This is a genomic window from Tatumella sp. JGM94, from assembly GCF_018257595.1.
Taxonomy (GTDB): domain Bacteria; phylum Pseudomonadota; class Gammaproteobacteria; order Enterobacterales; family Enterobacteriaceae; genus Tatumella; species Tatumella punctata.
Genome location: NZ_JAERJN010000015.1, coordinates 34,973 through 59,303, shown reverse-complemented (window position 1 = coordinate 59,303; position 24,331 = coordinate 34,973). Strand labels below are relative to the sequence as shown.

Sequence of the window (24,331 nt, the reverse complement as noted above, 5' to 3'; positions counted from 1 at the left end):
ATTGGAAAGGTAACTTTATGTTCGTATTGTGACTGATTTTGTTTAATACGGATAAATACAAACCATATATAAAGGGATGATTATTGAAAGGGTATATGTAATATGGAGAAGTCTATTGCCTTGCTCATATTACCGAGAAATCCGGGATGTAATCATTTTTGTGCTATGAAATTTACTGGTGAACGATTTATTCCCAATGATGATGTTGATATGCAACTTAGCTATGAACATGAACATCGCTATGAATATGTTATCAGCCTGGTCAGAGGTAAGAAAGTACTTGATATTGCTTCAGGCGAAGGATACGGTTCCGTAGCAATTGCCGGGAGTGCATCTGAAGTTATTGGTGTTGATATTGATCCGGAGGCAATTCAACATGCTACGGAAAAATACAAAGACTATGCTAACCTTCATTTTAAGGTAGGTAGTGTAACTGATATACCACTAGACGATCACTCTGTAGATGTTGCTGTCAGCTTTGAAACCATAGAACATATCGCTGAACATGACCAAATGATTAATGAACTTAAACGTGTGGTAAAAAAAGATGGTATTGTTATCATCTCCACACCAGATAAAAAGGTCTATACAGATGAGTCAGGTGTAGTTAATAAATTCCATGTTAAAGAGCTTTATAAAGATGAGTTTTCGGACTTATTGAAAAAAAGATTTAGCCATGTCGAATTGTGTGGACAACGATTCCTGACATTATCTTCAATTCTCCCAATAGTTTCAGAAGACCCGGTAGCAGATAATTTAGTAATTTCTGGTCAGTTCCCGGAAGCACATTCTATGTATATCATTGCTATTTGTTCAGACTCAGAAATAGATAAATCCCGGTTAAAAAAGAGTTTATATTTCAATCCGGGAATGGATCTTTATGCTAAAGATAAAGCTACTTTATCCTGGGCCAGCAGTGTACATAATGAGTTAATGCAATCTCAGAAAGATTACTTCAGACTTGAAAGAGAATATCTTGCTCTTAAAGAGAGTATTCAGTCTAAGGATGAGTAAAATAAAGAAACCCTTTTAATTTTAAGGCTTTAATAAAAAATTTTTGTGGCTAAGGTAAAAGCAATGAGTAGAGTTAAAGATAACAGACTCGAGGCAAAAAACGCTGAGTCTGAGTCTGATAAAGAAATAATAAATAAACTGAGTTCTGATAATGATGATTGTTTAACGAAACTCAGATTACTTAATGAAAAAAATGAAGTGCTGGTTGCTGAACTTTTGGAAGCTAATTCCAGTTTGCAGCGAGAAAAAGAATTAACAGCATTGATTACCTCTTCTAAGACGTGGCGCTATACACAATTTATTCGTGATTCTATTGTTTCAGTTAGATCCATGCTGAGAACCTTACATCCTAAAATAAATAAGTATGCCCGTGAAAATGGCAGGGCTATATTTTATAAAATACCATTATCCTATGATAAAAAAATAAAAACAGTTTATTTCATGTATCGTCATACCGGTGGTTTATTTAACGGGATTCCAAATTATGAAATATGGAAGTCTGCACAGAATCGTAAAGATATACCGCTTGAAGTAAACGGTGATGACAATATTGATATACATAATCTATTAGAGGTTACAGCACTTCCATACTTCGAAAAACCACTAGTTTCAATAGTTATTCCTACCTATGGTAATCTTGAATTAACATTGAAATGTGTAAACTCCATTGCTAATAATCAGCCGAAGTGTCCGTTTGAGGTTATTGTAGTTGAAGACTGCTCGGGTGACAACGAGATAGATAAGCTTGAAAAAGTCGAAGGGCTTATTTATAAAAAAAATGAAAAAAATCTTGGATTTTTATTATCTTGTAACAATTCAGTAGACTATGCACGCGGCGAGTTTTTCTATCTTTTAAATAATGATACGTTAGTTACTGAAAACTGGCTTGACGCAATGCTGAAAGTTTTCGAAACACATGCAGACTGCGGTATGGTAGGGTCAAAACTGGTGTATCCGGATGGACGCCTACAAGAAGCTGGCGGGATCATGTGGCAGGACGGCTCAGCGTGGAATTTCGGGAGGCTTTCAGACCCGAATTTACCTGAATTCAATTATCTCAGAGAAGTTGACTACTGTTCCGGAGCCTCAATTCTGCTAAAAACGGCAGTATTCAAAGAGCTTGGACGTTTTGATAAACGTTATTTACCGGCTTATTGTGAAGACAGTGACCTTGCATTTAGTATCAGGAATGCCGGACTCAAAGTTTTTTATCAGCCAGAGTCAGTGATTATCCATTTCGAAGGATTATCTCATGGTACTGATACCGGAACGGGGATCAAATCTTACCAGATTGATAATCAGAAAAAATTTCGTGAAAAGTGGTCTGAGCAGCTTGCCAGTGAGCACTTTAAAAATGCTGAGCATGTTTTCCAGGCTCGTGATCGTAGCAGAAGTAAAAAAACAATTTTAGTTATTGATCATTATGTACCGCAGCCTGATAAAGATGCGGGGTCACGTACAATGATACATATGATAAAAATGTTTCTTTCCCAGGGATTAAATGTCAAATTCTGGCCACAAAATCTCTGGTATGATCCCGTTTATACACCACAATTACAGGCGATGGGGGTTGAAGTATTCTACGGATTTGAATTCGTGGGTAAGTTTGAATCATGGGTTGAAAATAATAAAGATTATCTTGACTTTGTTTTGCTTTCACGACCTTATGTTGCTCTGGAATTTATTGATGCGATCAAACGTCACTCAGAGGCTGAACTGCTTTATTATGGACATGATATGCATCATCTGCGTATTCAGGATCAGATGAAGTTTGAAGGAAAAACAGATAAGCTGGTCGCCGACTATAAAAAGATGTATAAGATGGAAACCAAAGTGTGGGAAATGGTAGATATTATTTACTATCCTTCACCGTCGGAAACCGAAGTGGTCAAAAATTACCTTGCTAAAAATAACCTCTCCGGGCAGGCGATGACGACCCCGATGAATGCTTTCGCCAATTTTACGGAAAATGCTTCGGAAAATCTATCTTTACGCAGAGATATTTTGTTTGTCGCTGGTTTTGGTCATCCACCTAACCAGGATGGCGCGTTATGGTTTGTAGATAATGTCTGGCCATCAGTGAAAAATGAAAATCCCGATATAAGGTTATTATTAGTAGGTTCAAACCCGACAGAAAAAGTACTGAATTTAGCCAGTGACAGTATCCTGGTTACCGGGTTTGTCTCTGATTTAGAACTTGAGAATTATTATAGTTGCTCACGGGTTGCAGTTGCACCATTACTGTATGGTGCCGGAGTTAAAGGTAAAGTCGTAGAAGCGATGAAGTTCGGTATTCCAATAGTGACGACAAGTGTCGGTATACAGGGCTTAACTCAGGATAAAGATATTATTTGTTTTGAAGATGACCCTGCTATGTTCGCCCGACGTATCAACCAGATAATTCGGGAAGATATAATATGGGAAAAATATTCGCAGAATCAGACTCTCTACGTTAAAGAGAATTTCTCTGAGGAAGCTATGAATAAAGCCTTTTCTATTTTAACTCAGTAACGGGTCATGACTTATGAAGATCAGGACAAAAGCACCTCTAAGGATAGGACTGGCGGGAGGAGGAACTGATGTTTCTCCCTTTTGCGATATTCACGGCGGCTGTGTTCTCAATGCAACCATTAATATGTATGCCTATTGTTCTCTGGAAGAGAAAAAAGATAACAGAGTAGAGTTTATTTCAAAGGATATTAATGTTTCTTTTTCTGGTGAATTAATAGATAATTACGAGCTGGATAATATATTAACATTACATAAAGCGGTTTATAATAGAATTGTCAGGCAATTTAATAATGGAAAAGCATTATCAGTAAAAGTAACAACCTGGACCGATGTACCGATGGGAAGTGGCCTGGGGACGTCTTCTACGATTGTTGTTGCTATTATTAGTGCGTACCGTGAATATCTGAACTTACCCCTTGGTGAATATGATATAGCTCAGCTAGCTTACGATATTGAACGTATCGATTGCCGGTTGAGTGGCGGTAAGCAAGACCAGTATGCTGCAACTTTTGGCGGTTTCAATTTCATCGAATTCTCGTCTGACAATAAAGTTGTTGTCAACCCTTTACGTATTAAACAGTCAACCCAATATGAGCTTGAAAGCCGTATGGTCTTGTACTATACCGGCCTTTCTCGTGAGTCGGCTAAGATTATCGATGATCAGGTAAAAGCGGTAAGCAGCTCATCGTCAAAAACATCGCTTAATGCGATGTTTGATCTAAAATCAGCAGCGATAAAGATGAAAGAGGCTCTGTTAAAGTCTGATATACAATCTATTATCCGGTTAGTTAAGGAAAGCTGGGAAGCTAAAAAAGCAACATCATCAGCGATTACTAATCCTCATATCAACAAAATAATAGAAAGATTTGAATCTCATGGAGTCCAGGCACTTAAACTATCAGGTGCAGGCGGGGGGGGGTTTATGTTGCTCTTTATTGAGCCAGAAGACAGGTTTGATATAGAAAATAGCGTCAGCGATTTGGGCGGAAAGTTTTTCAGGTTTCAATTCAAAAATGAAGGTGAGTGCTCGTGGAAAATATGAGTTACATTAAAGATTATATTCAATCATCTATCGCCGTAAAACAGAGCGTATTAAATGATACAGCATTGCTGAATACCGTCGCTCAGGTAGTGGAAAAATGTACTCTTGCATTAAATTCGGGTAACAAAATTCTGATTGCCGGTAATGGCGGCAGTGCGGCAGATGCTCAGCATATTGCTGCAGAATTCGTCAGCCGTTTTTTCTATGATCGCCCGGGCTTACCAGCTATGGCACTGACGACCGATACTTCTATCCTTACGGCTATCGGCAATGACTATGGGTACGATAAAGTATTCTCTCGCCAGATTCAGGCTATGGGTAATCCGGGGGATATATTCATCGGAATTACCACGTCGGGAAACTCGGTAAACGTAATAAAGGCTATCGAAGAAGCTAAGAATAAAGGTCTGTTTACTGTAGGTCTGTGTGGGAATAAAGGATCAATTATTGAATTGGCAGAGGTCTGTTTACCTGTTCCTAATGCAGTGACTCCCTATATTCAGGAGTGTCATATCATGCTGGGACACATTATTTGTGCAATGATTGAAAAAAATATTTTCCCTCAGGGTGAGGCTTAACTAAATGCTAACCGAGGCAATTATTCTGGCCGGTGGATTGGGTACACGTCTGAAAAGTGTTTCTGGTGAAAAACCTAAACCACTGGTCCCTGTATCTGGAAAACCATTCATTTATTATGTTATGGACAGTCTGACTAAACAGGGAATATCTCATATTATTCTCGCGGTGTCTTATAAAGCCGGCGTATTTTATGAAGAGATAGGTGATAGCTATAAAGGTATTAAGGTTTCTTATTCTATAGAGGAAACACCCCTTGGTACCGGTGGTGCAATAAAACAGGCTATGGATCTATGTACAACATCGTTGGTTGCGGTTGTCAATGGTGATACGATCCTGGATATTGATTTACAGGCATTAACTGAAAGCCACAAGGTTTCAGCCCGGGAGATTTCAATGGCCTTAGTTAATGTTGATGATGTTTCCAGATACGGTAGTGTTGAGTTGACGGAGGGACAAATAGCCGGATTTTCTGAGAAAGGAAAGTCCGGAGCCGGTTTTATAAATGGTGGAACTTACCTATTAACCATTCCGGGTGTAAATTTGCCTGAAGGTGCGTTCTCTTTTGAAGATGAAATTCTTAAGAAAAAGTATTCCGTAGTGAATCCATTCTTGTGTGAAAATTACTTTATAGATATTGGAATACCCAGTGACTATTACAAAGCCTGTCATACTTTCAAAAGCTAGCGCTGTATTTTTAGACCGTGATGGTGTAATTAATGAAGAAGTCAATTATTGCCATAAAATAAATGACTTCAGATTTGTTGACGGTGTAATAGAAACTTTACTGTTGTTACAGGAAAAGTTTACCTTTTTGATAGTTATAACCAATCAGGCCGGAATTGCTCGAGGATATTATAGTGAAGAGCAATTCAATGAGTTAACTGAGTGGATGAATTCCCGCCTTAAGAAGGCGGGTGTGAACATTACTCATGTCTATTATTGCCCTCATCATCCGGCAGGAATCTACCCATATAATATTGATTGTGAATGCCGGAAACCTAAGCCCGGCATGCTTATTTCAGCCATCAATGACTATAATATCGATCCGGATACTTCTCTTTTTATCGGAGATAAACGCAGTGATATTGAAGCGGCAATCGCTGCTGGAATATCGACGACATGGTTAATGGGGACTGGGCATCAGGTATCTCCGGACGATAAAGAACTCAGTGATGATTTTTTTTCGTCAATGAGAGATGTACAGGAGTATCTGACATTAAAAAATATTTTTTAGTATGACCATCTGCAGAATTTATTTATTAGCTACAAGTTAATTCCGCCTGCTACTTTAAGTTTATCTGGAAATATTTTTGTGAATATTATCGCCTCGATTGTGCTTTTCAAGCATAGTTATAAAGATATACAACCAACGCTGACGGCGCTACTTACAGAGGAAAGAATATCTCTGGTCGTTATTGTGGATAATGGCGGGCACTGTGACTGGCTTAATTCTTTTAAAAATGAGAAAGTTGAGGTTATACGTACGCCAGTAAATCATGGATTCGGAGCAGGCCATAATGCAGTATTTAAAAAATTCCATAATACTACTGAGTACTTTTTAATTTGTAACCCTGATGTTACTTTCGAAAACGGCGAGGTCAATGCATTATATGCATTCAGCCAGCGAGGAAATGTCGGACTTGCAATACCTAAAGTTATCTACCCTGACGGAAGTCATCAGTTTGCTTGTAAGCTTCTTCCGCAACCCTGTCAGCTATTCCTGCGACGATTTTTTATCTATTTCTCTCCTGAAATGAACCACAGATATGAACTACGTGATGCTGATTACGGAAAAGAATTCTTCGCCCCTTTCTTATCAGGTTGTTTTGTTCTTTTAAGCCATGAAGCGCTGATGCAGACAAATGGTTTTGATGAACGATTTTTCCTGTATATGGAAGATGTTGATTTAAGCCGCAGGGTTTGTCAGTCAGGGCTACCGGTCAGGTATTGTCCTGATGCGAAAGTCATTCATGAAGCTCAGTCCAGATCTTACCGTAGCTTAAAATTCCTGTACTACCATATGAAATCGGCAGTAAGGTATTTTAATAAATGGGGGTGGCTGAAAGACAGAGAGAGGGATAATTTAAATGCCTTTTGCTTGTCCGCGCTGCCTAAGATTAAAAATGAAGAAAGTGAGTGCCGGAAGTAAAAATAAATCATCATTAATATCTTTCAATTAACATATATGTTAAATTAATTTTCCATTCAGGCATAATGATGTCATTGGTGTATGTGTTTATTAAGTAGTTTGTTTTATGGATGTTACCCGAGGTGTTTAGTTTATAGGGTAAGTCACCCCCGTTAGTCGCCGGTATTTATTTCAGAGTGCCTTCAGGTAATCAGGCCGGACCAGATAATCAATATATTTAAAACTCTTTTTTTTGAGTTTAATTAATGTATGTCATAAGTTTTTACCGGGGGGTGTGATTGAATCCGGTCATCTGTTACGGGGGCGATAATACCGACCATCCCCGTGATATTCTGCAATAAAAAGCATCAGACATTTTCCGGAGTAGATCATGACATATCCTGATCCGCAGTTAGCGGAGCCGTTAACCCTGTCCTGTGGCACCGTGCTGAAAAATCGTTTAGTGATGGCCCCGATGACGACCTGTGCCGGATTTTATAATGGCAGTGTGACCAGTGAACTGGTGGAATATTATCGTCAGCGTGCCGGTGAAGCTGCGGTGATTATTGTTGAATGCTGTTATGTGGAAGATAACGGACCTGCCTTCCCCGGCGCTCTGGGGATTGACAGTGACATGAAAATTACCGGGCTGGAGAAAATAGCCTCCGCGATAAAACAGCGCGGTTCAAAAGCGGTATTGCAGATTTATCACGGTGGCCGGATGAGCGAACCCCTGCTGATTGGTGGCCGCCAGCCGGTCGCTCCCTCCGCGGTTGCTATTCCCCGGGAAGGGGCAGCCACACCACGGGCATTATCGGCTGAGGAAGTCAGTGGTATGGTGGAAAAATTCGGCCAGGCGGTTCGCCGCGCGATTGCCGCCGGATTTGATGGTGTGGAAATTCACGGGGCAAATACTTACCTGATTCAGCAGTTTTTCTCTCCCCATGCTAACCGCCGCGATGACCAATGGGGCGGTAACAGCGAAAAACGCGCCCGTTTTCCGCTGGCGGTGCTGGACATTACCCGTCAGATGGCCAGGCAGTATGCAGAACCGGGCTTTATTATCGGTTACCGTTTCTCTCCTGAAGAAACGGAGCAGCCGGGTATTCGCTTTGCCGATACCTTGTATTTGCTGGATAAACTGGCCACTGCCGGGCTGGATTATGTCCATTTTTCGATGAATCATATTTTGCGCAGTTCACTGGTGGATACCGCTGACCGGCAGCCATTAATTGATAAATATATGGCAGGGCGTTCAGCTGCCCTGGCGACAGTGCCGGTAATTGGTGTGGGCAGTGTTACCGGGCCAGAGGATGTAACACAGGCCTTTTCGCATGGTTATTCTCTGGTGGCTGTCGGCCGGGCAGCGATTGCCAGTCCGGCCTGGAGCCAGCGTTTACTGGCAGGAGAATCCCTGACATTAACTATCGATAATCGTCAGCGCGAGGCATTATGTATCCCTGAACCGCTCTGGTATTTCCCGCAGGTTGCCGCCATGGTACGGGATATGAGCCTCGCCACGGGCAAGTTTGCTGCCGGTAGCTTCCGTGAAACCCTGCAGGATGATCAAGGGGACAGTCAGCTTACCGTAGTCCTGTCAGAAGACCGCATTACCGATCTGATGCTTGATGCCGCGCCAGCGGAAGATGTCGAATTTACCACCCATTTTAAGCAACTGCGCTCGCGGATCCTTGATGCCAACAGTCCTTATGTGGATGCGGTGACCGGGGCGACGACCCGGAGTGAAGAGATTAAAAAAGCGGTAGCCAGGGTGATGATGACCTCAGCACGCCAAAGGTTACAGCAGGAAAACGGGGGTCAGCCAGCCTCTTATGATGTGGTGGTCATTGGCAGTGGCGGGGCCGGGTTAACCGCGGCCATTCAGGCCAGTGAGCTGGGGGCGAAAGTCCTGATTGTCGAGAAAATGCCGATCCCCGGCGGGAATACTCTGAAAGCGTCGGTCGGCATGAACGCAGCGGAAACCCGTTTCCAGACACTTAAAGGGATCAGCGACAGTAAAGAGCTGTTTTATCAGGAAACTCTGGCCGGCGGCCAGGGGAAAAATAATACAGTATTGCTGCATGAATTTGTGGAGCAGGCTCCGCAGGCTATCGACTGGCTGGCAGAGCGCGGCATTGTATTAAGTGATATCACTATCACAGGGGGGATGAGTATTGACAGAACCCACCGTCCGGCGGATGCCTCTGCGGTCGGGGGCTATCTGGTCAGTGGCTTACTGAAAAATATTCAGCAGCGGCCGGATATTGAAATTATGACGGATACCAGTGTGACCGGTATTTGTTGTCAGGACGGGCAGGTCTGCGGGGTAACCCTGATGAATACTCAGCAGGAAAGCCAGGATATCAGTTGCCGCAGCCTGGTGGTGGCGACTGGCGGGTTCAGTGCTAACCCGCAGATGGTGGTGCATTACCGCCCGGATCTGGCAGGGTTTGTGACGACCAATCATCCGGGGGCGACCGGCAGTGGTATTGCCCTGCTACAGACGCTCGGTGCCGGAACCGTGGATATGGGGGAAATACAAATCCATCCGACCGTCGAACAGACAACCTCCTACCTGATTTCTGAAGCCATACGTGGCGGTGGGGCGATTCTGGTCAGTCAGCAGGGACAACGGTTTATCAACGAAATGGATACCCGCGATAAGGTCTCGGCCAGGATTATTGGTTTACCGGAAAAAGCCGCATGGATTATCTTTGACCAGCAGATCCGTGAGCATAATAAAGCCACCGAAACCTATATTGCCCGCGGCTTTGTAATCAGTGCCGAGACCCCGGCAGCACTGGCTGCGGCACTGGCGATGGATACTGCTGCGTTACAGACCACCCTGGATCAGTATAATCGTGTCGTGACACATCAGCAGGCAGATATCTTTGGCCGTACCACGGCACTGCGGCAGCCGCTGGATCACGGACCTTACTATGCTATCCGTATCGCTCCCGGGGTGCATCACACCATGGGTGGCGTTACCATCAATACCCGTGCCGAAGTCCTCGGGCAGAACCGTCAGCCACTGGCCGGGGTATTTGCCGCGGGTGAAGTGGTCGGTGGTATTCATGGCGGTAACCGGATTGGCGGCAATGCGGTGGCAGATATTGTTATCTTTGGCCGTATGGCGGGTGAAAATGCGGCCGGGTATGCGCTGCGTCAGCAGCAGGACTGACGACAGGCCCGCAGATCACCGCAACGGGGTACAAACAATGGACAGGACACAGGGCAGTTACTGCTACAGAGCGGTAATGATGGGGACGGATATTGAATTACAACTGGCCGGCCATCAGCCTGAACTGGCACGGCAGGTTTTCCGTATCATTCAACAGCTGGAAAATCTGCTGACGGTTAACCGGCCAGATTCTCAGCTGATGGCGGTGAACCGCGCGGCGGGGCAGCATGGGGTAAGTGTTGACCGGCAGGTATTTGAGCTGATTGACTGTGCTCATCAGGTCAGCCTGCAGGGCGGCTGTTTTAATCTCGCCATTGGCCCGCTGGTGAAATGCTGGAAAATTGGCTTCAGCGGTGATTCTGTGCCGTCACCGGCAACCCTGAAATCGTTACTGAATCTCTGTGACCCGCGGGCAGTGGTGCTGGACAGGCAGCGCTGTTCGATTTTTCTGACCCGGCCCGGTATGGAAATTGACGCCGGGGCGATTGCTAAGGGCTATATCGCCGACAGGGTATGCGGGTTTCTGCAACAGCAGGGTACGCGACAGGCGCTGATTAACCTGGGGGGGAATATCAGGGTGACAGAGGCGGTTGCGCCGGCAACCGCGTGGTCAGTCGGGTTGCGTCAGCCCTTTTCTGAACACGGGGCCTTACTGGGCGTGATCACTGTGAATGACCGGTCGGTAGTCACCTCAGGTGTCAGTGAGCGCTATTTTATTTGTGGCGGCCGCCATTATCATCATATTCTCGATCCCCGCAGCGGTTATCCGCTGGATAATGATTTACTCAGTGTTACGGTGATCAGTGCCGACTCTGTCAGCGGCGAAATTCACAGTACACAATTGTACGGAATGGGGCTGCAACGGGCCGGTCACTGGCTGACAACCCGCCATGATATTGAAGCTATTTTTGTCACCCGTGACGGCCGGGTGGTCTGCCCGTCACAGCGGCAGTTCAGCTTCCGGCAAACGGCCGGCATGCCGGTAACCGGCTGAGCTGTCGCTGTGAAATAAGATTTCCGGGCGCTGATGCCCTGCGTGAACAGCGCCAGGCGGTACCGTCTGGCAGCATTGTCTGATGATCGGACGGATTCAGCAAAGAACTACAGGGCAGAGACGAGAGCTTTTATTTTCTCCGCTTTTTCAAAGTGATCCAGTTTCATCTCCATAATCCACCAGTGGGCGACCTCCATCAGCAGGTGCGGGTCATCATTTTTATTAGCAAAGAAAGCATAAAAAGACAGCCCGGCAGTACTGCCTCTGGTGGCGATTTTTGCTTCACAGATCCTGATAATCTTCTCTCTGAGGGCCGGGCGCATGATAATTCTCCGTGATGATCTTTGATCTGAAGGGGATGATAATTCAGGACTGTCAGAATATTTATCCATGCTTTATTTCCGGTATCACCTGTCTTTTCAGCTGTCTTCTGATTTCATCCTGTGTATTACTGAACTCAGGGAAATGATCTACCAGTTTATCCAGGTGGATAATCACTTCGAGCACCGGCAGGGAAAATACAGCATTTTTCTGTCCGGCAGTACGACATTCGCTTAATGCCGAGTCTATCTGGCTGATCAGAATATAATACCGTGAGATTGCCATCATCTCCGAATAGCGGGCTGTTTCTGCGTCGCTGATACGACTGTCGACATTTTTTACCGACGGCAGAAAATCAATAATATCTCTGGCTGTTTCATTTAACTCCCTTATTTTCCTGTCCCAGCGGTCTCTGTTCCATTGCCTGCTGCCATTCATAATAGCGATATACGAAATTATCGCTGCTGCAATGGCAATGGCAGCTGAGGTCACATCTGCGATAGCCGAAAACCACTCTGCTTTCATAACACCCCTTTATCTGATCCGCCCCACCCGTGTACCTGTCAGACAGAGACACCACTGGCGGGCTATTTTTCCCGGCAGACAGTCTCTCTGTGGTACAGGATCAGCCTTTCTGTAAGGTAAATAAGGTAATCTCTGACGGATGTCCCAGTCTGAGGGCAAACCCATTCCATAATCCGGTCCCGTTGCTGACATACAGCAGCATCCGGCCCAGCCGGTATTCCCCGGAATAAAATCCATGATTCGCCCGTTTCACCAGTAAGTCCAGCCCCGGGACCATACCGCCGTGAGTATGGCCGGACAACTGCAGGTCGGCTCCGGCCGCCGCATTCTGCCGGGCATTGACTGGCCGGTGATCGAGCAGAATCAGGGTATCACCGGCAGAAACGCCCTGCAGGGCTTCTGATAATGCCGGACCGGGCTGCGAAAAACGTAATGCGGCTTCATCGGTAACCCCTGCTACGACAATACTCTGATTACCGCGATAGATACGTACCGACTGATTAAGTAATTCCTGCATTCCCAGAGCGGCTGTTTCTTTCATCCATGCGGAAAAATTAACGTAATACTCATGGTTACCGGGGATTGCCAGTACCCCGTCTCTGGCATGTAATTGTTTTAACGGTGCAACATCTGCGCGGCGATTTTCGACAGTACCATCGGCAATATCACCGGTCATGGTGATTAAATCCGGCTGCAGGGCATTGGTACGCTGTACCACCTGCGCCATCCACCCGGCACGTAAGAGAGAACTGGCATGTAAATCGGTCAGCTGTACCAGCCGGTAGCCTTCAAATGCCGGGGGCAGGTGAGCAATGTTGACTGTCACATTTTTGACGGCAGGCACTTTGACGGCCTGCCAGGCGGCATAACCGGCGACCAGCAAAGAAATAATCAGCAGTCCGTGACTGACCGGCATTTGTCCGGTCAGAGGATGCCCTGCCAGCCGGGCGATGCCGCCGATCAGTGCCTGTATCAGCAGCAGTAAAGTGAACAGTATTTCTGCGCCAAACAGGGCATTGATCGCCACCATCATTGGTTGCGGGAATTCGGGGGAAAAGATATTACCGAACAGCAGCCGGTAAATCAGATGACATTCGGCGACCAGTAATACGGCAATAAAAAGAATGACTCTGAGGGCTGTCGGAAAGGGAAGGTGTAAAATAAAACGCCAGCCAATCACCAGCGCCATAATCGGGGTAATAAAAGGTAACACGTCCACTCCTGTCACTGGTTATCGTCAGTTTAACTCTAGCACTGCACAGGAAATTAGCACACGGATAATTCCGTACCCTGCGTCATCAGCCGGACAAAGTTTCGACAGGAACGGGTGGTGACAGGCCCGCGGAGAACCGTGCGTGTTTCACCCCGGCGGCAGCGGCTTATCGTCTGTGGCCGGTTAAATCAGCAGAATACAGGGAATAAGATAGCTGCCCCGCTGTGGTAGTTGCGGGCCTGAGAATGGCGGACATCGAAAACGGAAGCGGCCCGGCGGCGCTGCTCTTCGCGTCGTCAGACAGCAGGGATTCCGGGCGGCCTCCCCGCGATAAGCAATATCGTTATTTTAGTTTCTCTATGGCGTAACAGGTGGCAAACGAGCCTCCAACCGCCAGCATTATCGGGATCACCAGAGAACCGTCCGCATGGGTAAACTCAGCGGCCAGTGTAATGGCTGTCAGTGGCATTTGCATTGAGGATGCAAGAAAGGCTGCGGCACCGATCAAGGCAATTCCGGCCTGATCGCTGGCCGGCAGAAATGAAGAACAGCAACTGAACAGGATACTCGCCAGCAGGGCGCCGAGAGTAAAGCCGGGGGTTAATACGCCGCCTTCAGCCCCGGCGCGTAATACGGCACCGACTAAAATGATTTTCAGTACCAGTAAAATGACTGGTAGCATACCGCTCAGATCACCATACAACGCCAACTGGGTCGGGCCTTTACCATTGCCGGGTAACTGCGGAAACCAGACAGACAGCAGACCGGTCAGTCCAAAACTCATCAGGCATAACACCGGCATTTGCCAGTTTGTTTTCACCCCCTGACGGGCACGGGCGGTGTAACGGCGGAACAAATGGGCGGCGCAGCCGAAAAGGGGAGATGTCACTATCGCCCAGAGTATCAGAGAATGATCCGCGACAGGCGCTGTAAAATGATACTGAGAGCCGCTTCCCAGACCGAGACTGGCAACCAGTGCGGCAATGGCGGAGGTCACCAATGCCGCAAGTACACAGGACCCGCGGAAAGAAACCAACAGCACTTCCAGGGTAAACAGCGCCCCCGCCAGCGGGACGTTATAGACAGCGGCCAGACCTGCGCCTGCACCGCAGGCAATAATCACTTTACTTTGTTCCGCCGGCAGCTGAAAACGCCGTGACAGAGACGTTGCAGCCAGCGCACCGATTTCCCGCGGGGCAACTTCACGTCCGAGGGGAGAGCCCAGCCCGACGGTAATAATCTGCAATAAGGCATGGATCAGCGTAGTAATAAAAGGCATCGGATGGCGGATATCTTTTACGGCGGCAGCAACCGACACTCTGGGTTTACCGTAACGGGCCAGCAGCCACCAGCCGATTCCGGCAATCAGACCACCGCACAGCAGTGCAGTAACACGCCGTTCAGGGCTTGCAGCACTGACACCCTGTAAAAAGCTTTCTGCACTGATGATCATATGCTGGCTATAGCCAAAACCCAGATGTTGTACTGAGTGTAATAACATCGCCAGCAGCATGCCCCCCAGCCCGGATAACAGCCCGGTCAGTACAACGACTCCGGAAAATTTATATGACGTGATCATTCGGCAGCCTTTACACAATTAAACGTTAACCTGTTGAACAAACAGCAGTATGACAAAACCTGATGTCATCCTGCTTCAGCAACCGTGCTTTCGGCGGACTGGCAGCGAAAAAAAAGATATTGTTCTGATAAGTATCAGAATTTAATTAATTAAAATCATTAATGTCATATCGGCGTTATCTGAAGCTGATATTTACTGGTTTCGTTACCGTAATATAAAAACTTCCTGTCGGGGTGTCATTGTTCAGACGTTTACCGATAGTAACCATATTTTATAAATATTTTAATAAAACAAACGGATACATCTCTATAGTGCTCAGTATGTAACCACAGGGTGGCGAATAACCGCGGGTAATTCAATAATTATTCGTAACTGCTCATATTTCCTATATCATCTCGCCGTTAAAGACCATACCATTAGTTTCCGGAAAGATAGTCACGGACCTAAATTGTTACATTATGGTTTCTGAATTATTTATCCGCGGGCTTGTCTTAGTTAGTGGACGTAGCGCGATCTCTGCTTATGAATTGGTGGTACTGGTATGAAAAAGAGTCGTGGATTCAAACTTAGCTTCCTGAATCCCAAATATTTTATGTTATGGCTGGGTATGGGCATTTTGTGGTGCCTTGTTCAGTTGCCTTATCCGCTGCTACTGTGGCTGGGAAAATCGCTTGGTTCATGGTCACAGCCCTTCCTGAAAAGACGTAAATCTATTGCCCGCCAGAATATCCGGCTGTGTTTTCCGGGGATGAGTCAGCAGGACCAGGAAAAGTTTCTGCAACGAAATTTTGAATCTCTCGGACTGGGCCTTATCGAAACCGGTATGGCGTGGTTCTGGTCAGATAAACGAATCCGCAAATGGTTTGAGGTGGAAGGTCTGCAAAATCTGCAACAGGCTCAGGCTAATCAGCGGGGAGTCATGTGTGTGGGTGTTCACTTTATGTCTCTTGAGCTGGGTGGCAGGGTGATGGGGATTTGCCAGCCGATGATGGCAACGTATCGTCCGCACAATAATCCGCTGATGGAGTGGATACAGACCCGTGGTCGTTTGCGCTCGAATAAAGAGATGATTGACCGCAGGGATCTGCGCGGAATGGTCAGTAAACTGAAACAGGGTGAGGCCGTATGGTTTGCCCCTGATCAGGATTACGGCAGTAAAGGCAGTTCGTTTGTTCCGTTTTTCGGGGTGGATAATGTCGCCACCACTAACGGGACTTATGTGCTGTCGCGTTTATCCCGCGCAGAATTACTGACCATTACGCTGGTACGTAAATCGGACGGCAGAGGCTATAAATTACATATCGAAGCCCCGTTGCAGGATTTTCCTTCCACAGAAACCCTGGCAGCTGCGTATATGAACCGTGTGATTGAGAAAGAGATTATGCGGGCGCCGGAGCAGTATATGTGGGTTCACCGGCGTTTTAAGACCCGGCCGATGGGTGAAGCTTCGTTATATCTCTGACAAGGACTGGCAGGCGACGGGCCTGCCGTCTGTTCCTTTACTCTCTCTTTATTCTGTGAATAGTTAGCGGTTACTCTGCTCTTTTTACTGCACGCCTGTGATCCCCCCCTGTTGTAACAGAACTGTATTCGATGGCCGGTGAGTACTGCTATTTCGCCGGTTATCCGCCGTGTGGCAGAGACTGCCACAACGGGGAACCTGAGCTGATATACCGGCGACCCGTTCAACGGGTAATCCCTGCTGTCACTGCTTCGTGACCGGCGCTGGCAGGCAGATTTTTCCGGTGGCCTGCGGACTGGCGGATACGGATAGCGGTTAATCGCGCGGCGGGGGAAGAACTGTTTATGGCAGCGACCGGGCTGGCAGAGAACAACAGGAAACGGAATAACCGGGAAAAAAAATGGCTGAATGCAGAAAAATGCTGACGCAGCATTGGCTGCGTCAGCATTGAGAGAGGGGGGTTATTTAACGACTACGTTCTCCATTGGCGGAATAAAGCCGTAATCGAATTCTTTGACCATAAAGGTACGGTTGCCTTCGATTTTGATTTGTACGGTCGGCGCTTCAGTACCACCAATCCGGTACTCTCCGTCGTAGTCACCATTGCTGGCCGGTACGGTATCGATAAACGATGTCACCAGGCCATTTGGCATCACACAGTGTGAATAGGTCTGTAATGGCTGAGAGGACGGATTACCTAATACCAGTCCGGAACCGTTCAGCGGCTCATAAGGCCCGAACAGTGAATCACTGACAAAACCGTATACACCGTCAGGACCTGTCAGGTTATCCGCATAAGTTGATTTATGACTGATGGTGAACAGGTAGTATTTACCATCTTTAAACACAAAGTGTGGACGTTCAGTCTGGTCATTGACACCAACCGCAGTAATCAGCGGTGGCAGCAACTGCCAGTCATTACCTTCTTTATCTTTGGCGGCTGCCAGTCCGATACAACCGGTCTGATAGCGTGCACCACCGACATCGTCATAACCCGGGGGAATATCACCCATATCATCGCTGGTAATGACATGTGAACCGCGTTCTCCGGCGACGTTCCCTTCAAACACCATATACAGGTTGCCATCGTTCGGGTCGATGAACGGGCTCGGGTCGCGGAAACCCCAGTAAGGGTTTTGTTGTTCGGTCTGGTAGTAGAAACCATCGGCAGAAAACAGCTCGATAACTTCTTCGAAACCGGACAGCGTCACACCACGGTTATCGGCAGCAATTTTACCTTTAACTTTAACGATAGTCGCGCCCGGAGTGACACAGGTGTAATACAGCTCAATATCACCATCTTCGTTCAGCAGGATAGGAGTACCCGCCCATTCACGGGTGGTGGGTGATACACCTTCAGCCATTACCCGTCCGCCAAATGTCCAGTTAGTACTGTCTTTAGAGTACCAGTAACAGATACGGGCACGACCATGACGGTTGTTCCAGTCCGTATAAATGTCGTAATTACCGTTGGCATCCAGATATTCAGATGGCTGACGATCTGCGGTCAGGGTAAAAATAACTGACCAGCCATTCACTGATACAATGTTACCATCGTATTTACGCAGCGGCAGAGTATCCCAGATAAATACTTCATCGCTCATGACCGGGAAGTCAATGCTGACCACTGGCTGAGTGGTGGTAGGATCATCCGCTTTGACTTTAAGTGCATCCGCACGGCTCCAGGCAGTAGTCTGAACTTTATCTTGTAAATTTTTCATAATTAAAAACCTCCGTAGTTAAGTGAGGCTTCATAAAAACACGCCGAAGAAATAAAAAAAATCAGTCACTGATTTGCCAGCTTTCACACAACAAACACAATGAAAATTAAGGAGTTTATGTTGTGTGGTGGCAGGAACAAATAACATCGTTTGTGAATAAATAAGCGGGATGACATGCTGTTCTGTTTTTTTATTTTTCCTGCCAGAAAAATAACCCTCCCGTGATAAGAAATATTATTTTTCAGATAATCGGATGTCGTGAAATAGCCTGTTGCAGAAACAATAACGCAAAAAGACTTGCGGGCAGGAATGGTGAGCAGTTGCCTGATGGTGTCTTATCACCGACCAACACTGATTGCAGAGATCCGTACTTAATCCGGCTCGCGGCTCAGTACAATTCAGAATGAAGACTGAAAACGAAATTGTATTTCAATGGAATTGCCATCGGGAAAATGAATAGCCACCCGGCAGCCATAAAGTAAACCCGCTTAACGGAAGGTGGTGATGTGCGGTGGTCATTGATTGCGGGTGTCGGCCGGATAATTGCTGGCTGTTATGGGGTTTACGCGCCTTCCTGTGGTCATCCTTAGCGAAATCTTCCCTCAGTAAACACCTGAATGGACCATAAAGAGAGGGGGTTCCGGCAGTCGGCAAAACGATAATCGCGGTGTTTTATGATACGCCGGTGATAAAAGGAGAAGGGTCACTGAGCAGAGGCTGGTTTTCCGGACCCGGAGGAGGAAAAATATAAAAAAACAGGCCGGGAAAATTCCCGGCCTGATGCTGTAAGGCACTTACAGAGCCCGGTACTGTTACTGATAACAGACAGGGTACTCCGGGTGACTTATGTAAACCACGATGTTAACAAATATTAGAAATGCCCTATAATGTATAGGGTTATGTGGTGATAACTCAGTATTCCCCATAAAAATTTATAACCAAGGATGAGCACAGAGCCCCCTTACCCGGCCGGATATTTACCCGCAGCGATCAAGCACCGTGAAGAAATCAGATTCGTTTCATAATAATGCGATTGATCCAGAAGCTGATTTTTTTAACACCCATAAATCCGATAAAACCGCCAACCGAAACAGTCAGCTGGCTGGAAACACCTAAATAATTCATCAGAGATACGGAGACAAAGGTAAGGCAGCCACAGATCCCGCCTTCAAGTAAGGTTTCTATAATATTTCGTCCCGAATAGATCATCCGTAATAAAGCCATAAAGACGGAAATAAAAACCCCGAAAAAAACCGAATCTCCGCGAGCCACACCTTTAACCGCATTCACGATATTATTTATGTCCACAGTCATTTTCCTGATAAAAGCGCGACATCAGCCGCGCGGTATTGTTAATTACCTGACAACAACGTTTTCAGTTGGCGGAATAAAGCCATAATCAAGCTCTTTCACCATAAACGTCTGGTTGCCTTTTATTTTCAGCTGAACAGTCGGTGCTTCTGTCCCACCGACACGATAACCGCCATCGGATTCAGGCACACTGTCAATAAATGAGGTCACCAGACCATTAGGCATCACGCAGTGCGAATAAGTCTGATAAGGCTGAGAAGACGGATTGCCGAGAACTAATCCGGAACCATTTAATGGCTGGTAAGGGCCAAATAATGAATCACTGACAAAACCATAAACACCATCAGGGCCGGAAACACCATCACCGTAAGTATATTTATGGCTGATAGTAAACAGATAATACTTTCCGTCTTTAAATACAAAATGCGGACGTTCCGTCTGATCGTTAACCCCCACGGCAGTAATTAGTGGCGGTAATAATTGCCAGTCATTACCTTCTTTATCTTTGGCAACGGCAAATCCGATACAGCCGGTCTGGTAACGTGAACCCCCGACATCTTCGTAACCGGGAGGGATATCACCCATATCGTCGCTGGTAATAATATGTGACCCGCGCTCTCCGGCAACGTTGCCTTCAAATACCATATACAGGTTGCCATCTTTCGGGTCGACAAACGGGCTGGGGTCACGGAATCCCCAGTAGGCATTTTGCTGCTCTGTCTGATAGAGGAATCCGTCCGCAGAGAACAATTCGGTGACCTGAGTGAACCCTGAAAGGGTTACGCCACGGCCATCTGCCGCTATTTTTCCTTTCACTTTGACAATGGTCGCACCAGGGGTAACACAGGTGTAATACAGCTCAATATCACCCTGTTCGTTTACCAGTACAGGGGTACCGGCCCATTCACGGGTTGTCGGGGAAACCCCTTCGGCCATGACTTTCCCGCCATAGATCCAGTTCTTACTGTCTTTTGCATACCAGTAGCAGATACGGGCACGGCTGTGACGATTGGTCCAGTCACTGTCAATATCATAATTACCGTCAGCATCTTTATATACTTCTGGCTGACGCTCGGCAGTCAGGGTGAAAATGACAGACCAGCCGTTTACCGAAATAATATTCCCGTCATATTTCTTTAATGGCATTGTATCCCAGATAAAAAGCTCATCACTCATTACCGGGAAATCAAGGCCAACCAGCGGCTGAGTCGTTGTCGGATCATCACTGTGAACTTTCAGGGCGTCAGCACGGCTCCAGGCAGTCGTTTTCACTTTATCGATTAAGTTTTTCATTTTAAACCTCCGTAATTGAATGAGGTTTAATAAGAGCACGTCGGGAAATATAATTAAAACGTATTCTATTTTGTAATAACCCACACAACAAAACACGTTATAAAAAAATACATTGTTGTGTAGTGGGTGACAGACCAGATAATGATAGCTTTGTTTGGGAGGATAAATAAGTATCTACAGCCAGATAAAAAGAAGATAGAATCTTTAATTTATTAATAATCATTAATGCAGTGATTGATCAATTATACCTCTTTTTGTTTTAAAATTATTCAGTGAAAAATAGGTGGTACTTATGATGCGTTGCCCGATCTGTAACAAGCCGGCCCACACTCGTACAAGCCGTTACTTAACCGATACAACCAAGGAAGCATACTATCAGTGTCAGGATATAACCTGCTCCTGCACGTTTAAAACAATAGAGAGTCTGGAGCGAATTATATGTGCACCGATGGCAAGAAAGGAACAACGGACAATCGCTGCCATCTAGGAATAATCTTATTATTATTTTAATTTTGAACTTTTCATAATTTTTGAAAAAGGACAGGGTGTTAGTCGTAAGAAGTGATGGAATGAATTTTTTCCGGCCGGAAATGTAGCTACATTTTATCCTTCATTACCCTGGAAATGGCATTCACAGGGATAAACAGCAGTATAAAAACGACTGCTGTTTATTCATTTCAATAATTTAGTTTAATGAGTTGTTTTTATTTTGTTAATTATTGTTTTGTTTTGATTAAGTAATTCCCCGATAGTTTTAGTCTGCCAGCGATTATGTTAACCGCTTTTACTGTTCAATGGGTTGTCGGCCAATACTGCTACTGACAGCATTAACAGCCATGCCACAACCTCCCGCAGGCCCGGATGTCTGCAGCTGAGAGGTTCACAAATTTACCCCTCCCACTATTGATAATGGTTATCATTTTGATATAGATTATCATTCCCCAAAAAAGAGGCGAATAAACGCACAACCTATCAGGGGATAATCAAATCATTCGTTTGCATTTATCTGCCTGCAAACGACATTTTTGGCGTGTCTGGACTTTTTACTATGCATAAATTTATAAATCAGGGCAAAATCAAACCCGTATTATTTCAGGTTACCGCAATTGCGATCTCGGTACATGCTGCCTGTAGCTTAGCAGCAACGGACAGCCCCTCTGCCGGAGATGATCAGGACGCCGGGGCTCAAATTACCGTCCGGGCGGCAGCTCCACAGCTCAGGGCTGATAACCGGAAAACACTCACCGCAGAGCAGATGCAGAAACAGGGGGCGAATGATTTTGGCAGCTTAATGCGCTACCAGACGCTGGTCAGTGCGACCGGCGCCAGTGGCGGATCCGGTAACGGTAAGAGTGGCTTTGACCGCGGCGGCTATACGGGATACAACATCCGGGGCATGGAAAGTAACCGTGTCGGCATTGATGTGGATGGCGTGGAATTACCTTCAGCAACCGGCCGGGGGTATGTTGGTCGTACAGGAGTAAATACCTTTGGTATCGGGCGTGATTATATTGATCCCTATCTGTTCGGTGTCATGGATATTGATGCCGGCGCGACCGCGGTTTCCCAGCCGAATACCTCTATTGGCGGGATCGTATCTTTCCGTACCAAATCTCCTGATGATTATCTGAGTCCTGATAAATCAAGTTATTTTGGCTATCAGTCCGATTACGACTCTTCCGACCGTGGCTGGCACAACGGTATTACTGCGGCGGCGGGAGACGAAGCACTGCGCGGAATTTTTGTCCTCAGCCGGCGTGATGGCCAGCAAACCCGGAATAACAGCGGAACCCTGTCTGCCTATCCTGCTAACTGGCATTCGACGGCATTTCTGGCCACGGGTATCTGGCAGCCTGATGATTTGCACACACTGACAGGTACCTTCAGTTACTACGATAAAACCAATCACACCCACTATGATACCTGGGATTCCGGCGGTACCGCTGTTATTGGTACCAGTCACCAGTCCAGCGCGACCCGGCGTGCAGGGATAAATCTGCAGGATGAATATACGCCGTTAACTACGTGGATTGATTCACTGACCACCCGTTTTTACTGGCAAAAAACCCGTGCTCATGACAATACTCTGGCTCCCTACGATACCGGTGTGATTGGCCGGACTCATTCTGACTACAATACAGACAGTATCGGATTGAGCAGTGAATGGCGTAAAACTACAGGGCGTCATGAGCTGAGTGCTGGTCTGAATGCCAGCGAAGATACGACCAAACGCCCGTTCAGCCAGTCGCCGCTACCACTGGCCTATTATTCGGTAATGCAGCCTGAAGCAGACAGTAAATCTACCCGACTCGGCGCTTTTGTCCGCGATCGGATCAACTTTGCTATCCGGGAGCATAATTTCGCGATTACGCCGGGAGTCCGTGTTGCCTACCAGAAAACCAGACCACAGAACCTCTCTTCACTGACTGCCGGTAGTTCGGTACTGACAACGGACGCGGTCAGTACCCTGTACGGTTCAGGCAGCAGTGATACTCAGATATTACCGTCTCTGACCCTGCAATACTCCCTGAATCCGCAATTACTGACCTATATTAAGTATCAGCGCGGCGCTGAGTTTCCGGATGCCAGCCAGCTTTATGGCTCATGGAACCTGGGATCCAGTTATGCGGGACGCGGGCAATATGCCCTGATTGGTAATTCAGCCCTGAAAACCGAAACCAGTAATAACTTTGAATGGGGCCTGACCGGGCAATTGATCCCCGGGGTGACTTTCAGCGGTTCCTTGTTCTATAACCAGTACGATAATTTTATTGCTTATACACGTTATAACCGCAGCAGCTCACCGGGTATGTTCAGCCGTGTACCGTCCAATATCTACACTATTTACCAGGCCGAAAACCGGGATAAAGCCTTTATCTATGGTGGTGAAATCAATACCCGAATCAATATCGGCCACTGGATCGACTCTGCTGATGGTCTGAGCGCCAGTCTGGCGCTGGGTTATACACAAGGCAAATCGAAGTCCTCTCTGAGTGGTGACAGCTATACCGATCTGGACAGTGTGGCGCCGATGAAGGCCGTGGCGGGAGTGGCGTGGGATGATCCATCAGGCCGCTGGGGGAGTGCGGTAACCGCGACCTTTGTGAAGGGAAAACAGGCGCAGCAAACCACACGAGATACCATCACTACCGGTACGGTTACCTCACAGGACAGCCCTTATATGCGCATCCCGGGCTACGGTATGGTCGATGCCACCGCATACTGGCGGGTGACGAAAAATGTCAAACTGAGCGGTGGTGTCTATAACATTACGGACCGTAAATATATTGATTATCTGAGCAGCCGTGAACTGAAAACCTCCACGCCACAGGATCGTAATAATGTTGCGTTAGCCGTGATGCCGGGCCGTACTTTCCAGCTCGGACTGAACGTCGATTTCTGATTATTTATTATCTGCCTTGTCGCTGCGGCAGGGCACTCAGGGAACAGAGAAGTA

Annotated in this window: 20 protein-coding genes; 12 read left to right on the top strand and 8 right to left on the bottom strand. The window is 46.5% G+C overall.

All coding sequences use genetic code 11. The features are described from left to right. The first annotated feature begins 102 nt into the window (after positions 1-102). The 9 genes from JK216_RS12025 (at position 103) to JK216_RS11985 (ending at position 11,449) form a co-directional block, all read left to right on the top strand. On the top strand, positions 103-1,014 hold the full coding sequence (locus JK216_RS12025; RefSeq protein WP_212711700.1) for a class I SAM-dependent methyltransferase: 912 nt from the start codon (positions 103-105) through the stop codon (positions 1,012-1,014). Between the two features lie 63 nt (positions 1,015-1,077). Beyond that, entirely contained in the window at positions 1,078-3,525 is a 2,448-nt protein-coding gene (locus JK216_RS12020; protein ID WP_212711701.1) for a glycosyltransferase, read from the top strand. 13 nt (positions 3,526-3,538) lie between these two features. After that, positions 3,539-4,567, top strand: coding sequence for a dehydrogenase (locus tag JK216_RS12015; RefSeq protein ID WP_212711702.1), 1,029 nt, complete (start codon positions 3,539-3,541; stop codon positions 4,565-4,567). Continuing rightward, the gene (locus JK216_RS12010; protein WP_249213110.1) at positions 4,564-5,145 is read left to right on the top strand and encodes a D-sedoheptulose 7-phosphate isomerase; all 582 of its coding nucleotides are present in this window, start codon (positions 4,564-4,566) and stop codon (positions 5,143-5,145) included. Before JK216_RS12015 ends, JK216_RS12010 begins: the two co-directional genes overlap by 4 nt. Positions 5,146-5,149: 4 nt before the next feature. Continuing rightward, on the top strand, positions 5,150-5,830 hold the full coding sequence (locus JK216_RS12005; RefSeq protein WP_212711704.1) for a nucleotidyltransferase family protein: 681 nt from the start codon (positions 5,150-5,152) through the stop codon (positions 5,828-5,830). After that, positions 5,793-6,380, top strand: coding sequence for a D-glycero-beta-D-manno-heptose 1,7-bisphosphate 7-phosphatase (gene gmhB, locus JK216_RS12000; protein ID WP_343876664.1), 588 nt, complete (start codon positions 5,793-5,795; stop codon positions 6,378-6,380). The genes JK216_RS12005 and gmhB overlap by 38 nt, the downstream gene beginning before the upstream one ends. Positions 6,381-6,458: 78 nt before the next feature. Next, on the top strand, positions 6,459-7,295 hold the full coding sequence (locus tag JK216_RS11995) for a glycosyltransferase family 2 protein (RefSeq protein ID WP_212711705.1): 837 nt from the start codon (positions 6,459-6,461) through the stop codon (positions 7,293-7,295). Between the two features lie 370 nt (positions 7,296-7,665). After that, entirely contained in the window at positions 7,666-10,455 is a 2,790-nt protein-coding gene (locus JK216_RS11990) for a flavocytochrome c (protein ID WP_212710668.1), read from the top strand. 37 nt (positions 10,456-10,492) lie between these two features. Next, the gene (locus tag JK216_RS11985; protein WP_212708622.1) at positions 10,493-11,449 is read left to right on the top strand and encodes an FAD:protein FMN transferase; all 957 of its coding nucleotides are present in this window, start codon (positions 10,493-10,495) and stop codon (positions 11,447-11,449) included. A gap of 107 nt (positions 11,450-11,556) precedes the next feature. Here the strand turns inward: JK216_RS11985 and JK216_RS11980 are convergent, their stop codons facing one another. From JK216_RS11980 to JK216_RS11965, 4 genes are all read right to left on the bottom strand, one after another. After that, a complete protein-coding gene (locus JK216_RS11980) occupies positions 11,557-11,772 on the bottom strand; it encodes a DUF6500 family protein (RefSeq protein ID WP_212708621.1) in 216 nt (71 codons plus the stop codon). Positions 11,773-11,833: 61 nt separating this feature from the next. Continuing rightward, positions 11,834-12,295 (bottom strand): hypothetical protein, encoded by a 462-nt coding sequence (locus JK216_RS11975; protein ID WP_212708620.1) that lies wholly within the window; start codon positions 12,293-12,295, stop codon positions 11,834-11,836. Positions 12,296-12,395: 100 nt separating this feature from the next. Continuing rightward, positions 12,396-13,508 (bottom strand): metallophosphoesterase, encoded by a 1,113-nt coding sequence (locus JK216_RS11970; RefSeq protein ID WP_343876666.1) that lies wholly within the window; start codon positions 13,506-13,508, stop codon positions 12,396-12,398. 343 nt (positions 13,509-13,851) lie between these two features. Beyond that, a complete protein-coding gene (locus tag JK216_RS11965) occupies positions 13,852-15,087 on the bottom strand; it encodes a chloride channel protein (RefSeq protein WP_212708619.1) in 1,236 nt (411 codons plus the stop codon). Positions 15,088-15,628: 541 nt separating this feature from the next. On the opposite strand from JK216_RS11965, the gene lpxP reads away from it, so the two are divergent. Beyond that, positions 15,629-16,549: a kdo(2)-lipid IV(A) palmitoleoyltransferase gene (gene lpxP, locus JK216_RS11960; RefSeq protein ID WP_212708618.1), complete on the top strand. Its 921-nt coding sequence runs from the start codon at positions 15,629-15,631 to the stop codon at positions 16,547-16,549. A gap of 223 nt (positions 16,550-16,772) precedes the next feature. Here the strand turns inward: lpxP and JK216_RS11955 are convergent, their stop codons facing one another. From JK216_RS11955 to JK216_RS11940, 4 genes are all read right to left on the bottom strand, one after another. Further along, positions 16,773-16,982 (bottom strand): hypothetical protein, encoded by a 210-nt coding sequence (locus JK216_RS11955; protein WP_212711706.1) that lies wholly within the window; start codon positions 16,980-16,982, stop codon positions 16,773-16,775. A gap of 28 nt (positions 16,983-17,010) precedes the next feature. Further along, a complete protein-coding gene (locus JK216_RS11950) occupies positions 17,011-18,270 on the bottom strand; it encodes a glycoside hydrolase family 68 protein (RefSeq protein ID WP_212710670.1) in 1,260 nt (419 codons plus the stop codon). Positions 18,271-19,278: 1,008 nt separating this feature from the next. Next, complete coding sequence (locus tag JK216_RS11945) at positions 19,279-19,578, bottom strand: phage holin, lambda family (protein WP_212708616.1); 300 nt, start codon at positions 19,576-19,578, stop codon at positions 19,279-19,281. Positions 19,579-19,626: 48 nt separating this feature from the next. Then, positions 19,627-20,874 (bottom strand): glycoside hydrolase family 68 protein, encoded by a 1,248-nt coding sequence (locus JK216_RS11940; protein ID WP_212708615.1) that lies wholly within the window; start codon positions 20,872-20,874, stop codon positions 19,627-19,629. Positions 20,875-21,166: 292 nt separating this feature from the next. On the opposite strand from JK216_RS11940, the gene JK216_RS11935 reads away from it, so the two are divergent. Continuing rightward, positions 21,167-21,361 (top strand): ogr/Delta-like zinc finger family protein, encoded by a 195-nt coding sequence (locus JK216_RS11935; protein WP_212708614.1) that lies wholly within the window; start codon positions 21,167-21,169, stop codon positions 21,359-21,361. Positions 21,362-21,922: 561 nt separating this feature from the next. Beyond that, entirely contained in the window at positions 21,923-24,277 is a 2,355-nt protein-coding gene (locus JK216_RS11930; RefSeq protein ID WP_212711707.1) for a TonB-dependent receptor, read from the top strand. The last annotated feature ends 54 nt before the right edge of the window (positions 24,278-24,331 follow it).

Coding starts and splice junctions, on each gene's coding strand:
- JK216_RS11940 (WP_212708615.1), bottom strand. CDS start 20,874: ATGAAAAACTTAATCGATAAAGTGAAAACGACTGCCTGGAGCCGTGCT.
- JK216_RS11980 (WP_212708621.1), bottom strand. CDS start 11,772: ATGCGCCCGGCCCTCAGAGAGAAGATTATCAGGATCTGTGAAGCAAAA.
- JK216_RS11950 (WP_212710670.1), bottom strand. CDS start 18,270: ATGAAAAATTTACAAGATAAAGTTCAGACTACTGCCTGGAGCCGTGCG.
- JK216_RS12005 (WP_212711704.1), top strand. CDS start 5,150: ATGCTAACCGAGGCAATTATTCTGGCCGGTGGATTGGGTACACGTCTG.
- JK216_RS11990 (WP_212710668.1), top strand. CDS start 7,666: ATGACATATCCTGATCCGCAGTTAGCGGAGCCGTTAACCCTGTCCTGT.
- JK216_RS12025 (WP_212711700.1), top strand. CDS start 103: ATGGAGAAGTCTATTGCCTTGCTCATATTACCGAGAAATCCGGGATGT.
- JK216_RS11935 (WP_212708614.1), top strand. CDS start 21,167: ATGATGCGTTGCCCGATCTGTAACAAGCCGGCCCACACTCGTACAAGC.
- lpxP (WP_212708618.1), top strand. CDS start 15,629: ATGAAAAAGAGTCGTGGATTCAAACTTAGCTTCCTGAATCCCAAATAT.
- JK216_RS11965 (WP_212708619.1), bottom strand. CDS start 15,087: ATGATCACGTCATATAAATTTTCCGGAGTCGTTGTACTGACCGGGCTG.
- JK216_RS12015 (WP_212711702.1), top strand. CDS start 3,539: ATGAAGATCAGGACAAAAGCACCTCTAAGGATAGGACTGGCGGGAGGA.
- JK216_RS11985 (WP_212708622.1), top strand. CDS start 10,493: ATGGACAGGACACAGGGCAGTTACTGCTACAGAGCGGTAATGATGGGG.
- JK216_RS11975 (WP_212708620.1), bottom strand. CDS start 12,295: ATGAAAGCAGAGTGGTTTTCGGCTATCGCAGATGTGACCTCAGCTGCC.
- JK216_RS12010 (WP_249213110.1), top strand. CDS start 4,564: ATGAGTTACATTAAAGATTATATTCAATCATCTATCGCCGTAAAACAG.
- JK216_RS11930 (WP_212711707.1), top strand. CDS start 21,923: ATGCATAAATTTATAAATCAGGGCAAAATCAAACCCGTATTATTTCAG.
- JK216_RS11955 (WP_212711706.1), bottom strand. CDS start 16,982: ATGCTGCGTCAGCATTTTTCTGCATTCAGCCATTTTTTTTCCCGGTTA.
- JK216_RS12020 (WP_212711701.1), top strand. CDS start 1,078: ATGAGTAGAGTTAAAGATAACAGACTCGAGGCAAAAAACGCTGAGTCT.